The organism is Bacillus coahuilensis m4-4, assembly GCF_000171615.1.
Taxonomy (GTDB): Bacteria; Bacillota; Bacilli; order Bacillales; family Bacillaceae_K; genus Bacillus_T; species Bacillus_T coahuilensis.
Genome location: NZ_ABFU01000020.1, coordinates 19856 through 34022 on the forward strand (window position 1 = coordinate 19856; position 14167 = coordinate 34022).

14 protein-coding genes and 3 pseudogenes are annotated in these 14167 nt (G+C 38.3%); 15 read left to right on the forward strand and 2 right to left on the reverse strand.

The annotated features are described in order from the left end of the window. Positions 1-123: 123 nt before the first annotated feature. The 9 genes and pseudogenes from M44_RS04935 (at position 124) to M44_RS04975 (ending at position 7083) form a co-directional block, all read left to right on the forward strand. Positions 124-426: an EthD family reductase gene (locus M44_RS04935; RefSeq protein WP_010171429.1), complete on the forward strand. Its 303-nt coding sequence runs from the start codon at positions 124-126 to the stop codon at positions 424-426. Positions 427-569: 143 nt separating this feature from the next. Next, positions 570-2122: pseudogene (locus M44_RS20430) on the forward strand (fatty acid--CoA ligase family protein). Positions 2123-2229: 107 nt separating this feature from the next. Continuing rightward, a complete protein-coding gene (locus tag M44_RS24770) occupies positions 2230-2826 on the forward strand; it encodes a TetR/AcrR family transcriptional regulator (protein ID WP_010171436.1) in 597 nt (198 codons plus the stop codon). Positions 2827-2973: 147 nt separating this feature from the next. Next, a complete protein-coding gene (locus tag M44_RS04950) occupies positions 2974-3309 on the forward strand; it encodes a MerR family transcriptional regulator (protein ID WP_010171438.1) in 336 nt (111 codons plus the stop codon). Positions 3310-3493: 184 nt separating this feature from the next. Next, the gene (locus M44_RS27835; protein ID WP_237705209.1) at positions 3494-3772 is read left to right on the forward strand and encodes a hypothetical protein; all 279 of its coding nucleotides are present in this window, start codon (positions 3494-3496) and stop codon (positions 3770-3772) included. Positions 3773-3874: 102 nt separating this feature from the next. After that, positions 3875-4654, forward strand: a complete 780-nt coding sequence (locus tag M44_RS04960) for an enoyl-CoA hydratase-related protein (RefSeq protein ID WP_010171441.1) — start codon at positions 3875-3877, stop codon at positions 4652-4654. A gap of 79 nt (positions 4655-4733) precedes the next feature. Further along, positions 4734-5450, forward strand: a complete 717-nt coding sequence (locus M44_RS04965) for an AzlC family ABC transporter permease (protein ID WP_010171443.1) — start codon at positions 4734-4736, stop codon at positions 5448-5450. A 22-nt stretch (positions 5451-5472) separates the two neighbouring features. Beyond that, positions 5473-5747: pseudogene (locus M44_RS20445) on the forward strand (AzlD domain-containing protein). Between the two features lie 73 nt (positions 5748-5820). After that, the gene (locus M44_RS04975) at positions 5821-7083 is read left to right on the forward strand and encodes a M48 family metallopeptidase (protein WP_010171446.1); all 1263 of its coding nucleotides are present in this window, start codon (positions 5821-5823) and stop codon (positions 7081-7083) included. 98 nt (positions 7084-7181) lie between these two features. Here M44_RS04975 and M44_RS29800 read toward each other — a convergent pair whose 3' ends face one another. Continuing rightward, positions 7182-7301 (reverse strand): IDEAL domain-containing protein, encoded by a 120-nt coding sequence (locus M44_RS29800; protein ID WP_081447414.1) that lies wholly within the window; start codon positions 7299-7301, stop codon positions 7182-7184. A 287-nt stretch (positions 7302-7588) separates the two neighbouring features. On the opposite strand from M44_RS29800, the gene M44_RS20450 reads away from it, so the two are divergent. Further along, positions 7589-8086, forward strand: coding sequence for a competence protein ComK (locus M44_RS20450; RefSeq protein WP_010171450.1), 498 nt, complete (start codon positions 7589-7591; stop codon positions 8084-8086). Here the strand turns inward: M44_RS20450 and M44_RS04990 are convergent. Further along, complete coding sequence (locus tag M44_RS04990) at positions 8083-8478, reverse strand: YhjD family protein (protein ID WP_010171452.1); 396 nt, start codon at positions 8476-8478, stop codon at positions 8083-8085. The two genes, M44_RS20450 and M44_RS04990, sit on opposite strands and share 4 nt — an antisense overlap. A gap of 206 nt (positions 8479-8684) precedes the next feature. Here M44_RS04990 and M44_RS20455 point away from each other — a divergent pair. The 5 genes and pseudogenes from M44_RS20455 (at position 8685) to M44_RS05015 (ending at position 14032) form a co-directional block, all read left to right on the forward strand. After that, positions 8685-9292 (forward strand): annotated as a pseudogene (locus M44_RS20455) (TVP38/TMEM64 family protein). Positions 9293-9308: 16 nt separating this feature from the next. After that, positions 9309-9869: a signal peptidase I gene (gene lepB, locus M44_RS05000; RefSeq protein WP_010171456.1), complete on the forward strand. Its 561-nt coding sequence runs from the start codon at positions 9309-9311 to the stop codon at positions 9867-9869. Positions 9870-10000: 131 nt separating this feature from the next. Continuing rightward, positions 10001-10741 (forward strand): 3-oxoacyl-ACP reductase FabG, encoded by a 741-nt coding sequence (gene fabG / locus M44_RS05005; protein ID WP_010171458.1) that lies wholly within the window; start codon positions 10001-10003, stop codon positions 10739-10741. A 77-nt stretch (positions 10742-10818) separates the two neighbouring features. Further along, entirely contained in the window at positions 10819-13215 is a 2397-nt protein-coding gene (locus tag M44_RS05010) for a penicillin acylase family protein (RefSeq protein ID WP_010171460.1), read from the forward strand. A 97-nt stretch (positions 13216-13312) separates the two neighbouring features. Then, positions 13313-14032: a YebC/PmpR family DNA-binding transcriptional regulator gene (locus tag M44_RS05015; protein ID WP_010171462.1), complete on the forward strand. Its 720-nt coding sequence runs from the start codon at positions 13313-13315 to the stop codon at positions 14030-14032. The last annotated feature ends 135 nt before the right edge of the window (positions 14033-14167 follow it).

Consider the following 14167-nt stretch of genomic DNA (forward strand, 5'->3'; position numbering starts at 1 on the left):
TTGTCGAGAAAACAGGAAGAAATAGGTTGGAGGGAAGGTATATAAGTTGGTAAAATAAAACTGTTACTTGTCATAAGTTGAAAATTGTGTGATTAAAATTCATTAGAGAAAGGGAGATTTAACATGCCAAAAGTAATTGTATTGTTTGAAAAGCCCTCTGATGTTGAAGGTTTCGAAAAGCATTATTTTGAGGTGCATGTTCCATTAGCACAACGAGTTAAAGAAGTAAGCGGAGCTGCTGTTCAAAGGGTGCTGTCAACTCAAAATACTGATCTCACGCTCTATCTAGTGACAGAATTAACATTCGATTCAAAAGAAGCACTGGAATTTGCATTGGCTTCAGAAGAATGGGCAAAAGTAACCGAAGATGTAAGCAATCTAATGAACTACTTAGAAAAACCGCCAATTGTAACAGTAGTAGAGTAATAATGTGGAGAGGGTTGCTAAAGGGACCCTCTTTAACTTTGTAAAATTTTCATTGTTCACTAAATAAAATATTTTTAGAAAACTTTTCTTTTGTTATAATGAATAATGAGTGATGATTCATTCATATGAAAGGGGAGGGAGAAATGAACTTAAGTCAACGCTTAGTCGAGACAGCTTCCGAGTTTAAGGGGAAACCAGCATACTATTTTATGGATCAACCAACATCTTATGCTGAGTTTAATGGAGCTGTGAACAAGTTCGCTAGCGAGCTTGAAGTGTTAGGTGTCAAAAAAGGGGATCATATTGCTTTACTGTTAGGTAATACTCCTCATTATGTGATTGCTCTGTACGGGGCTATGAGAGTAGGAGCTACTGTAATTCCAGTAAACCCTATTTACACACCGGATGAGATTGGGTACATTTTGAATAATGGTGATGTTAAAGTAGTAGTTATGCTAGATATGTTAGTACCTCTAGCAGAAAAAATGCATGGGCATTTACCAAAGGTAGAGCATTTTATTTTATGTGAAACAGAGGCAGACAAAGGGGAGCAAGAATTATCATCACTATCTGTTTACACAAAATGAAATCGTTTACAAAAATGATGGCTACCGGTAATCCGGTGTATAATGGTCCAGAATTACAGGATGATGATGTAGCGATTATTCTTTATACTTCCGGTACAACAGGTAAGCCAAAGGGTGCCATGCTAACACATAAGAATCTCTACTCAAACGCCCGTGACGTTGGAGTGTACTTAGAAATGTCAGATCAGGACAGGGTGGTCACGACGCTACCAATGTTCCATGTGTTCTGTTTGACCGTAGCGCTAAATGGACCGCTTACTCAAGGTGCGACACTATTAATCGTGCCAAAGTTTAGTCCTGCAGAGATTATCCGCCTTGTGAAAAAATTCGAGGCAACCGTATTTGCAGGAGTACCAACTATGTATAACTTTTTATTTCAACATGAAGGAACAACGAAAGAAGATTTACAATCATTACGTTTATGCATTTCTGGTGGAGCATCTTTACCAGTTGCTTTACTTGAAAACTTCGAGAAAAAATTTAATGTTATGATTTCTGAAGGATATGGTCTATCTGAGGCCTCACCAGTTACGTGCTTTAATCCATTAGATCGACCTCGTAAAGCCGGCTCAATTGGACCTTCTATTGTGAATGTAGAAAATAAAGTGGTTAACGAGCTAGGTGAAGAAGTTCCAGTCGGTCAACCAGGTGAATTAATCGTTCGTGGTCCGAATGTGATGAAAGGATATTATCAAATGCCTGAAGAAACAGAGGCTACGATTAAAGATGGGTGGCTTTACACGGGAGATATCGCTACCATGGATGAAGATGGATACTTTACGATTGTAGATCGTAAGAAAGATATGATTCTTGTTGGTGGCTATAATGTTTATCCACGTGAGGTAGAAGAGGTTCTCTATGCTCATCCAGAAGTAATTGAAACAGCAGTGTTAGGTGTGCCTGATCCAAACTTTGGTGAATCTATCAAATGCTTTGTTGTAAAACGTAGTAAAGATGTAACCGAAGAAGCACTTCTTGCCTACTGCAAAGAGCACCTAGCGAAATATAAAATTCCAAGCTCAATAGAGTTTATTGAAGAATTGCCAAAGAATACGACAGGAAAAATTTTGCGACGCGCTTTAAAAGATCAAGTCCTTCAAAATAATTAAGATCTAACACCAGAGGAAACTCTGGTGTTTTCTTTATAGCAAAAGGATCTAACATAAAATTTTGAAACGAAAATACTCCTTTGTTATACTTTCTTAGAGGTGGTCAGATGAATGGGTTTGAACTTCGTGCCGAAAAGAAAAAAGAAGCCATTATTGATACAGCGATTGTGATGTTTCAAACGATGGCTCCAAAAAATGTATCGGTTCGTGAACTTGCGAAAAAAGCAAATGTTTCGGTTGTGTCTATTTATAATTATTTTGGAAATAAAGATGGCTTAATGATAGAAGCTGTGAAGAAGGTATTTCATGACCAGTTAAAAATGGGGCAAGATATTTTAGATTCAAAGGATTCATTTGAAGAGAAAATGAAAAACCTCTTGTTCACAAAAGAATCGATGCTCAATCATTTCCATCCTGAATTTCTTATGATGTGCTTGCAGGATGAAAACATTTCTTCTATGATCAATGAGGATTTTTTGCAAAAAACAAATGAGCTGACCACTATGTTTATTAACCAAGCAAAAGAGGAAGGCACGCTTTCAGATGAATATCCTAACGAATTCATCTTTAAAGTGTTAGAACTGTACAAAAGAGATTTAACTTCACCAAACAGTCTTTTGCTTAGTGGTCAAGAGGATTTAAAACAACACAAATTGATTTTACATAGTTTATTGTATGGTATCACAGGAAATAAAGACGGATGACAAGAATGAAGGGGAATGTATAGCCCTTCTATTTTTTTATAGGGTCCTCTACTTAGGAGGAATTGAATACATTATTATTTCGTTCTTTTTCACTCTTGACCGTGTGGTGTACCCCACAGTTTATACTGGAGAAAAGGAGGCGGGGCTATGTATAAAATGAGTGAATTTTCTTCTCTAACAGGACTAAGTAAAGAAACACTCAGGTACTATAGTGAAGTAGGTTTGTTAGAGCCTGTTTATATTCACCCAACAAATCGTTATCGTTACTATGATGATGGTTCTTACTTACTCGCACTTCTTTTAGGAAAACTTCGAGGATTAGGTTTTTCCATCCAAGAAATGAAGGAAGTAATGGAAGATGAATCCTTTTTTCAGTTAGAGAAATTATTACGTCAAAAAAAAGAACGTATTCAATATCAGTTAAAAGAACTTCAAGAACAAGTAGAGGATATTGATGAATTTTTAAAATCAGGAAGGGAGTAAGGGATTGAATGATTGAGTGGAAAGAGGAAGTTGTGATTAAGCAACATATAGAAAAGTGTGGGAGTTATTTTCTGAAGAAAATAAGCAAAGGATTATGCCGAAAGTAGAAAGCTCTAAACTGGTACACGAAGAACCTGGGATGGTGGGCTCTAAATATGAGGAAAAGTACAGAGAAGGTAAGCGAGTGGAGACATACATTGTCGAAGTCAAAGGGTATGAGGATTTACCACACTTCAAATATAAGCGCATTTCATTTGTCCTAGCCCATGCGTTTGAGGTTGATCTTTCTTTTCAGTTAGAAAAAATCTCTGAGAATGAAACACGTTTTATATATGCTGGAAGTAATAAAGGCTTGAATTTCGTTGGAAAAGCTTTAATGAAATTAGGAGGACAAAAGAATAATCTAAAGGTCGTGTATGAATTTTTAGAGAGAGTGAATAATGAAGCGTTATTAGAAAATTAAGGAAGTGACAGCTTTTTCATAAGAAAAAATAAGAAGATGTTCTGCTTTGAAAAGGTTTTCAATCCCTCTCGTCGAATGTTTAGGAGGAGGGAGGGGTTAAATATGAGTCAAACAATTAAGCTTGAAAAAAGTGGGTATGTAGTAGAGATTATTCTAAATCGTCCTGACCAATTAAATGCGTTTAATTATGAGATGCTTCTTGAATTGTCGGAAGTATTACATACTGTTCATCATGATAAAAGTATTCGAGTGGTTGTGTTTCGTGGTTCAGGTAACCGAGCATTTAGTGTGGGTGCCGACTTAAAAGAAAGAAAGACCTTATCAGAGGCAGAAGTTATACGAAATGTTACCAAGATTGGGGAAGTATTTTCTCAGGTCGCTAATTTACCTCAGCCGACCATTGCGGCTGTTTCTGGATATGCTTTTGGTGGTGGTATGGAGCTTCTGCTTTCGTGTGACTTTAGAATTGTAGCCAAAGGGGTCCAGATGGGATTAACAGAAACAAGCTTAGCTATTATTCCTGGAGCAGGAGGGACGCAGCGCTTACCTCGTATTGTGGGTGAAGCAAAAGCGCTGGAGCTTATTTTGACAGCTCGTCGTTTTACCTCGGAAGAAGCAATGGAATGGGGGCTTGTAACTAAGCTCGCGGATTCATTACAATTTGATACTGTCACCAATGTATTTATTGAACAACTTTTAAAAAATGGACCAGTGGCCGTAAAGCAGGCGAAGTTAGCTATTAAGAAGGGGTTGGAGACTACTCTAGAAAATGGCTTGCAGATTGAAAGAGAGGCTTATATGGCAATCATTCCGACAGACGACAGAAAAGAGGCGTTAGTGGCATTTAGTGAGAAACGAGCACCAAATTTTATAGGGAAATAGAGGAAATACAGGTTGGCACATCCATATGCTCCCTTTATAATGAATTCATACTATTGATTCGTACAAGGGGGAGCAGGGCTTGAATACAGAGAGCACGAACCAAAGCTTTCTAAGCGGAATTCGAGGTGGACTCTCTATTGCCATTGGCTATTTTCCTATCGCGGTTGCGTTTGGACTTTTAGCTAAAAACGTAGGGCTAACATCTTTAGAAACAGTCATGATGAGCATCTTTGTTTTTGCTGGAGCTGCTCAGTTTATGAGCTTAAATTTAATTGCATTAGGAACAGCAGGAGTGGAAATTGTCTTAACCACTTTTATCGTGAATATTAGACATTTGCTTATGTCTGCCTCATTAAACGAAAAAATGCATAAGGACAAAGGATGGAAGCGAGCACTGTATGCATTTGGGATTACAGATGAAACATTTTCAGTACTTGCAACAAAGCCTGGTCCCGTTACTTCACAGTATGCGTTTGGCGTTATTCTTTGCGGCTATTCAAGCTGGGTATTTTCATCTTTTCTAGGATTTATCATTGGAAGTTTTCTTCCAGTTGTCCTTCAAGAGAGCATGAGTATTGCCCTTTATAGTATGTTTGTGGGGCTACTTGTACCATCTATGAAGAAGAGTGTAAAGGTTTTTTCTCTTGCTTTTCTTTCTGCTGCATTTCACAGTATCTTTTTTGTAGCAGGTCTATCAACGGGGTGGGCCATTCTTTTTGCTTCTTTACTTTCTGCCGTATTAGTCGAACTGATCACCACTGTAAAAGGAAGGGGGGCAGTTCCTCGTGAATCTTGATATTGTTGTATTGATCGTAGCGATGGCCGCTGTTACGTACATACCAAGAGTAGTACCTTTCTTTGCATTTAGTGGTAAGCTACCTCCGTTTATTGAAGGGGTTCTACGAAATGTGCCCTTTGCCATATTAGGTGCCTTAATCTTTCCAGCGGTTTTTATTTTATTGATCAAGGAAACATTCTCTTTGGAATATTAGGTGTTACGGTTGCCTTTTTACTAGGGTTTACCGGGTTTAATGTTATAGTCGTAGTGCTAGGATCTATTTGTATTTTAACCTTTTACTCCCTTTTCTTTTAAAGGGAGTTATTTTTGTTCTAAATGAAGAGACAGGCTATTACATATAATAGGGGAACAGGAGGGAGGAAATATCGTGACTGCAAAATGGTCTTTTCGAGCCGTTTTTCTTTATTTGGTGTTTGGACTTTTTGTTTATTTGTACTTATTTTATATCGCTGACACAACACTTCCGCAGGAGTTGAAAGGGAGCGGTGCTGATCCTGAAACCTTCATGAATAGCCGAGAACTCATGCTTAGTGAAGAATATAGCCGAATTCGGAATCTACTTTACTTTTTGTCTGTTCCGTACGAATGGTTATTTTATTTCTTGCTTTTAGTCTTTGGAGTTTCTAGAACCTTTAGTAGGTGGGGGGAAGGGACGAGTTCCATTCCTGTTGTTCAAACTGCGATTTATTTGTTTTGGTTTTATATCGCTTCTTATCTCGTCATTTTTCCGTTTGAGTATTTAAGCTTTCATTTCTCTAAATTGTATAACATTTCAGTACAAACTTTTTCAGCGTGGATGAAAGACCAGGTTATTGATTTTTGGGTGAACTTTTTATTAATGGTCGTTATTATTTCCGCTTTGTATTGGATCATGAGAACGTTTCAGCAAAAGTGGTGGTTAGTAGCTTGGCTTGCATCCATTCCTTTTACGATTTTCCTTATGTTTATTCAACCGGTTGTAATTGACCCACTGTATAATGATTTCACCCCACTTCAGGATAAGGAATTAGAAGCGAAGATTCTGGCTATTGCTGAAAAGGCGGATATTCCAGCTGAACATGTGTATCAAGTAGACATGTCCACAAAGACCAATGCGCTAAATGCGTATGTAACGGGAGTGGGGGCAAATTCTCGAATTGTTCTGTGGGATACAACATTAGAAGCATTGTCAGATGACGAAATATTATTTGTTATGGCACATGAAATGGCCCATTATGTTGAAAAGCATATATATGTAGGGATTGGAAGTTATTTACTAATGATGCTTATTGGGCTCTGGCTTATTGCTAAAGTAATGAATAGAATGGTCGAGAGCAATGGTAAGGAGTATCGTATTAAGAAAGTATCTCATATTAGCTCACTTCCGCTTTTCTTATTGTTATCTTCAGTGCTATTATTTGCTGCAAGTCCACTAGAAAACGGTGTTTCTCGCTATACAGAGACACGGGCGGACAACTATGCGATTCAGATGACACAAAACCCTGACGCGGCGGTTTCAGCCTTTCAGGAGTTATCAAGAGTCGGACTTTCTCAAGTCAATCCACCTTTTTTAGTGAAAATATTTAGGTATTCTCACCCTAGTATGGTAGAGAGAATTGAACGTTTAGAACGTTTTGAACCTGAAGAATAAAAGGGAGCTGCCACGAGGCAGCTCCTTTTTCCTATTAGATTCTTTCCTAGATGTTCCTACTCCCCATACTCCCTTCGTCCTATACTTGAATCGAAGAACTACATGTCATAGCGAGTGCAAAGTTCTTTGTAGTCTGAAGATAACTGTAAGAATAATGAGCGATCTCTAGCGTCTAGGGCAGCGTCAATTTTTGAAATCAGTTTTTCTTTTTTGGTGATGAAATAGTAGTTCTTCTAATACCATTTCAACGTAAATTTCCATCATAGTCAGGTCAGTTGAACGGTTCCGGGTCATCGTGCAATCTTTACTCATCTCAGCATAAGACTTTTTATTTTCCATTAACGATCACCTCTGAAGTCTTTTTTACATTATAAGATGAATTCAGGTCATTTACAATAGAATTGTTTAAATTTTTAAGAAAAATTAAAATTGTGTATAATTCCTGTTTATTCGACACACCGATTGGAAGAAATAGTATAATTACCAGTAAAAGGAGGTTAGATGAATGAATATGATTAAAACGGATCAAATCGAAGTGAAACAATCGTATGTGATGACAGAAGACATCATGTACCTTATTCCGTATAAAATGAATGAGCAAATGGGCTCTCTTATTGTAGAGCAGAACGCAAAGTACTTTTGTCCTTTGTCCCCCACAAAAATCATTAGGCAATCGTGCGAATACTTTGGTTCTGATTATTGGGGGCGAAAAAAAGGAACGAAATCTATCATACAAGTGACACATAAATCCCCGATTATCATTGATAATCGCTTAGGCATCTTCTTATTCCCCACTACATCTCCTCGTTTACCTGAGTGTATTTGGATCTCAGAAGCATATATTCATTCTCATAAGGTAGTAGACTCTAAACAAGTTATTCTTCAGTTTTATAATGGCGAGACCCTCTCATTAGCTATTTCACGCTACAGTTTGATGAACCAAATTAGGCGAACTGCTGAATTAAAAATGGCGATAATTCATCGTGATAGTAGAGAGGACTAGTTCGCTTCCTTATTATTGTTCGAGTTGCGAATTTGTTCAAATCTCCCATACAAATAAAACCGTAGTAAATTTTCTACCGCATTGCGTAATCTTGGATTAAAGTAGTTATGATGTTCTTCATACCCTTTGTATAAAAACATATACATGGTGAAAGACTCATCAGACTGCATTCTTTCTACCTTCATTTCTCCTGCTTTCATTAGTCGTTTCACTCGAGCTAAATCTTTTTGTATATCTTTCATAGTTTCTTCAATCCATTCTAAATAGGGTTTTTTTAGCTTGAAAGGACTTGTTTGGATCGTGGCGATGTCTTTTGTGAGGACCGTCAAAACCATAGGTAAGTAAATGGCCTGTTCAATCAAATCGCGATCTTCCTCTGGTATACGTGTCATAGTATGATCTCCTTTGTAGTAAGGTAAGAACATATGTTCTGTATTATTCTACCCAAAATTCCGGACTTATACAAGTGCCTTACACCTAGTATTTTTTTCTTTTGTGAATAAATCATACGCTAAAGGGTAAATGAATATAACAATAGGATGACCTATGGTATACTGCAAATAGTATGGGTTTAGGAAAAAAGGGGAAATAGCTGTTCATGGACGTCTTAAATTATTTCACAGTTGATAATATGGAAGAATGGATTGAGCAGTATCGTGCATGGGGGCCGTTCATAGGGATATTATTGCCTATGCTTGAAGCTTTTCTACCTTTTTGCCCTTGTTTTTGTTTGTTGTGGCAAATGCCACAGCGTTTGGATTAGGATTTGGGTTTCTATATTCTTGGATTGGAGCCTGTGGTGGAGCACTCATTGTATTTCTTCTTGTTCGAGCATTTGGAAAACAACGGTGGATGAATTTTTTGCATCGTCATGCTAAAGTCCAGGGTTTAATGAAATGGGTGGAAGAACACGGATTTGGTCCATTATTTATATTATTATGTTTTCCGTTTACACCGTCAGCGATTGTCAATATTGTGGCGGGGCTATCAAGGATTAACATTTATCAATATATGCTAGCTGTTGTTAGCGGGAAAATGGTTATGATTTTTATTATGAGTTACATAGGTGCTGATCTTGCTTCGTTTATTACACAACCAGTAAAAGCAATCATTGCAGCAGGTGTCATCTGCTTACTTTGGTTTATTGGTAAACGAATTGAGGTTAGGTTACAAAAAAGAGTGGAAGGTAAAAGAGTAAGAGGTTAATGTTGGAGGGAATCTGTTGAAGGAAGAAGTGAAAAGAGAGAGTGTGGAGTGGGCAAAAGCCATTATACTTGGACTTGTGATTTTTGGCTTTATTCGATTTTTTCTGTTTGATAACTATACAGTTCAAGGACAATCCATGCTACCTACAATAAATGACGGGGACAAGCTCCTTGTCAACAAATTAAGCTATACTATAGGAGAAATTGACCGCTTCGATGTAGTCGTATTTCATTATAATCAAGAAGAGGATTTTGTTAAAAGAGTCATAGGACTACCTGGAGATACCCTCTATTTTGAGAACGATACATTACACATTAACGGGGAGCCGATAGACGAACAATATATTGAAGGCTATAAAGATCAAATGTCTTATGAAAAATTTACTGGAGATTTCTCTCTGCAAGATAAAACAGGCGAAATGGAAGTTCCAGCCGGTCAATTATTTGTTATGGGAGATAACCGTTTAGGTAGCACGGATAGTCGTCATTTTGGTTTTATTAAAGAGAATGAAGTTGTTGGAGAAGTGTCTCTAAGGTACTGGCCTTTAAAAAAATGGGAATTAAATTTTAAAGATTAAAGCAGGAGTAGATGTCTTCTGCTTTTTTATTTTATATGTGACTACTTTTTAAAATAATCTGATATTGAAAGGGTTTGCAATCGTATTTGTGGAATACATAGCTATAAAAGAAAAAAAGGAGGCAATCCGAAATGAGGTTAGAAGGTAAAGTAGCGGTAATCACTGGTGGAGCAAGTGGGATAGGTTTAGCGGCAACAAAGCGTTTTGCCGAAGAAGGGGCTCGAGTGGCTATTTTAGATTACAATCTCGAAATGGGTCAAAACCAGGCCGAATCATTCATGAGAGAAGGGTATGATGTTCAATTTTTCCAAGTGGATGTTTCAAATGAGGCAATGGTCCATACCGTCATGAAAAATGTAGCAGAGGTATTTGAAGGTATAGATATTGTTATTAATAATGCAGGAATAACGAATGATAGTTTTTTACATAAGCTTACAAGTGAAGCGTTTCAACAAGTATTGCAAGTTAATGTGAATGGAGTGCTCTACTGTACCCAGGCAGCATTACCGTATATAATAAAAAAAGGGAAGGGGAGAATAATCAATACTTCCTCAGTGAGTGGAATCTATGGAAATATAGGGCAAACCAACTACGCGGCTTCAAAAGCAGCTGTAATCGGAATGACGAAAACATGGGCAAAAGAGCTTGGTCGTAAAGGGATTACAGTGAACGCAGTTGCACCAGGCTTTGTCGAAACAGCTATGGTGGAGAAAGTGCCAGACAAAGTAATAGAACAAACAAAAATGCTAATCCCAGCCGGACGATTAGGTCAGGCAGAAGATATTGCACATGCGTATTTATTTTTAGCATCGGAAGAGGCAAGTTATATTAACGGTGCTGTTCTCCAAGTAGACGGGGGAATTATGATGTAAGGTTTTAAATTTTCTGATAAAATAAAAGGAATTTCCCTCTTTAGTGGCTAATACTTTAGCATAAAGGGGGTTGTTTTATGAATATGGTTCAACCGGTTCAAGAGAAGGTAAAAAGTAAACCAAACCAATTGCGGAAAGGGTTAATATGGGGAATTGTTGGAGTGTTAGTATTGAGTGCTTCATTATATATTTTTGTATCCGCTTACACGAGTCGCTCGCTTCCGAAGATTGAGGGATCCATTTCCCTTCAAGGGCTTCAAGAAGAAGTAGTAGTGACAAGAGATGCAGAGGGTATTCCCCATATTGAAGCAGGTTCGTTGCAGGATCTATATATGGCGCAAGGCTACATACAAGCTCAAGATCGCTTATTTCAAATGGATTTATCAAGAAGGCAAGCTTCAGGTGAGCTAAGTGAAGTGGTAGGCGAGGTCGCTATCGACCGAGATAAGTATTTTAGAACATTAGGATTAAGAAGAGCAGCAGTCGCTTCCTATGACATGTATTCAGACGAAGCAAAACAGACGTTGGAGTGGTTTGCAGAAGGTGTAAACTTATATCGAGAGCAGGCGATAGAGGAAAATCGATTACCTGTTGAATTTACACTTTTGGGGTATGAACCGAATGAATGGACACCTGTAGATTCTTTAGTCATTGGAAAATTTATGGCGTTTGACTTAGGTGGGCATTGGTCAAACCAAGCGTTTTTATATTGGGCATTAGAACACTTTCCAGAAGAGAAAGCATTGGAATTGTTTCCAACTTATCCAGAGGGTGCACCCACCATTTTATCCTCCTATGAAAATATAGAGATTGATATAGAATCTTCCCTTGCGAAGGCCGTAGTACCTGAGGAATTTAATGGAAGTAACAACTGGGTTCTTAGCGGAGAACGGAGCGTAAGCGGCCATCCTCTTTTAGCCAATGACCCTCATCTTTCATTAGGAACACCTTCTATTTGGTATCAGATGCATCTTAAAGCTGAGAATGTCAATGTGAGTGGCGTTATCTTTGCGGGGATTCCTGGTATTATTGTTGGACATAACGACCATATAAGTTGGGGAGTAACCAATACAGGTCCTGATGTACAAGACTTGTACATTGAAAAACGCAACCCAGATAATCCTGAACAGTTTTTATATAATGACGAGTATGAACAAGCGACTATCCATGATGAGCCGATTAAAGTGAAAGACGGAGAGACCATCGAGTACAAGGTGACTGAAACAAGACATGGTCCAATCATTTCTGAATTTGCTCATGAAGCTGGAGCCGACGAAGTATTGTCTCTTCAATGGACCGCTCTTGAACCAACGTTAGAGCTACAGGCTGTACTTGAGATGAACGTGGCGAAAAATTGGGAGGAATTTGAATCGGCGCTAGAAAATTTCAACGCACCTATGCAAAACTTTGTATTTGCTTCAACGGATGGAACAATTGCCTATAAAGCGAATGGGAACTTACCCCTTCGTAAGAATGGTGATGGCCTATTACCGGTTCCTGGATGGACAGATGAATACGAGTGGACAGGATATGTTCCTTATGATGAACTACCTAGAAGTGTGAATCCTGAATCTGGTTACATTGCAACAGCTAACAATAAAGTGGTCGATGAGTCGTATCCTTATCATATTAGTCATTACTGGGCACAGCCCTATCGATACTTGAGAATTGAAGAGGTATTGGAAGAAAAAGAAACGTATACTCTTGATGATATGAAAGCGCTACAAATGGACAAAAAGAATCTTCATGCGGAAGAATTCTTGAATGAGTTATTACAAGTATTAGATACAGAAAAGCTAACCAACCATGGTCAAGAAGCAATAAAGGAATTGAAAGAATGGAATCAGTTTGATGATAAAGATTTATCTGCTCCGCTCATATACCATCAGTGGGTAGAGAGTATAACTTCCCTACTATTCCAAGACGAGATACCAGAGGATATGTTAGAGCTATTTAGAGGGAGGAGCATGGTAGTGGATGAACTTCTTAGAAAAGGACAAATGGGGCAGACGTCCGTTTGGTTTGATCAAAACGGAGGGTATGAAGAAGTGGTTGAGAAAGCATTTAATCTTGCGGTTTCAACATTGGAAGAAAAATATGGAAAAACCCCGAAAGAATGGGAATGGGGAGATGCCCATGCTTTATACTTTGCCCATCCGTTATCTTCAAGCTCATCTTTACTAGAATTTGTGTTTAATCGTAAAGACCCTGTTCCTTTAGGAGGGAGTCATATTACGGTCCAAGCAGCGAGAGCGAACGATGAAGGGCTGGTTAATCACGGAGGAGCTTGGCGATACGCAAATGACTTAGCTGATCCGAACAGTGCAGAGCATATTGTGGGACCAGGTCAAAGTGGTCATGTGAAAAGCGACTGGTATCATCAAAACATCGACGACTGGGCAGATGGGAATTTCTATACAACAAGGATAGATCAATCAGAAGGGACTATTTTAACCCTAGTGCCTTCAGAATAAATGTCTAAAATAAGGCAAACCTGTCTAAACAGTTGAACGGAGAGCGAGATTGTATTACATTTAATAGAGTACAATTATTTGAAAGAGAGTGGAACCTATGGGTCGTAAGTGGAATAACATTAAAGAAAAGAAAGCTTCAAAGGACGCAAATACTAGTAGAGTATATTCTAAATTTGCCATTGAAATATACGTAGTAGCCAAACAAGGTGGACCAGATCCAGAAGGTAACCAAGCGTTAAAGTTTGTTTTAGAACGGGCAAAAACATATAACGTACCACGTAATATTATCGATCGTGCCATTGATAAAGCAAAAGGTAGCTCAGATGATAATTATGCTGAACTGCGCTATGAGGGGTTTGGACCAAATGGCTCGATGGTCATTGTTGATGCATTAACAAATAATGTGAATCGAACAGCTTCAGAGGTGCGAGCTGCATTTGGTAAAAACGGTGGAAACATGGGTGTAAGCGGATCTGTCGCTTATATGTTTGATAGCACGGCAGTTATTGGAATGGAAGGTAAGTCTGAAGAAAAAGTACTAGAAATTCTGATGGAAGCAGACCTTGATGTGAGAGACATTATGGAAGAAGATGACTCTGTTATCCTCTATGCTGAACCCGATCAATTCCATGCTGTACAAGAAGCTCTTCGTCAAGCGGGTATTGAGGAATTTACTGTAGCGGAATTAACTATGCTTCCACAATCTGAAGTGAAACTAGATGAAGAGGCACAAGCTCAATTTGAAAAAATGATCGATGTGATTGAAGATTTAGAAGACGTTCAACGTGTCTATCACAATGTTGATTTAGGAGAATAAGTGTAAAAGGCAGACTTTTAGTGGGTCTGTCTTTTTCTTTTAGATTAAGTTAAAGTAGGGGCAGTACAAAAGAAAATGACCCCCTTCCAGGATGCCCCCACTACTCTTGTCGGGCCTGAGCGAGCTTTTTATAAA

Coding starts and splice junctions, on each gene's coding strand:
- M44_RS04935 (WP_010171429.1), top strand. CDS start 124: ATGCCAAAAGTAATTGTATTGTTTGAAAAGCCCTCTGATGTTGAAGGT.
- M44_RS24770 (WP_010171436.1), top strand. CDS start 2,230: ATGAATGGGTTTGAACTTCGTGCCGAAAAGAAAAAAGAAGCCATTATT.
- M44_RS04950 (WP_010171438.1), top strand. CDS start 2,974: ATGTATAAAATGAGTGAATTTTCTTCTCTAACAGGACTAAGTAAAGAA.
- M44_RS04960 (WP_010171441.1), top strand. CDS start 3,875: ATGAGTCAAACAATTAAGCTTGAAAAAAGTGGGTATGTAGTAGAGATT.
- M44_RS20450 (WP_010171450.1), top strand. CDS start 7,589: ATGAATATGATTAAAACGGATCAAATCGAAGTGAAACAATCGTATGTG.
- M44_RS04990 (WP_010171452.1), bottom strand. CDS start 8,478: ATGACACGTATACCAGAGGAAGATCGCGATTTGATTGAACAGGCCATT.
- fabG (WP_010171458.1), top strand. CDS start 10,001: ATGAGGTTAGAAGGTAAAGTAGCGGTAATCACTGGTGGAGCAAGTGGG.
- M44_RS05010 (WP_010171460.1), top strand. CDS start 10,819: ATGAATATGGTTCAACCGGTTCAAGAGAAGGTAAAAAGTAAACCAAAC.
- M44_RS05015 (WP_010171462.1), top strand. CDS start 13,313: ATGGGTCGTAAGTGGAATAACATTAAAGAAAAGAAAGCTTCAAAGGAC.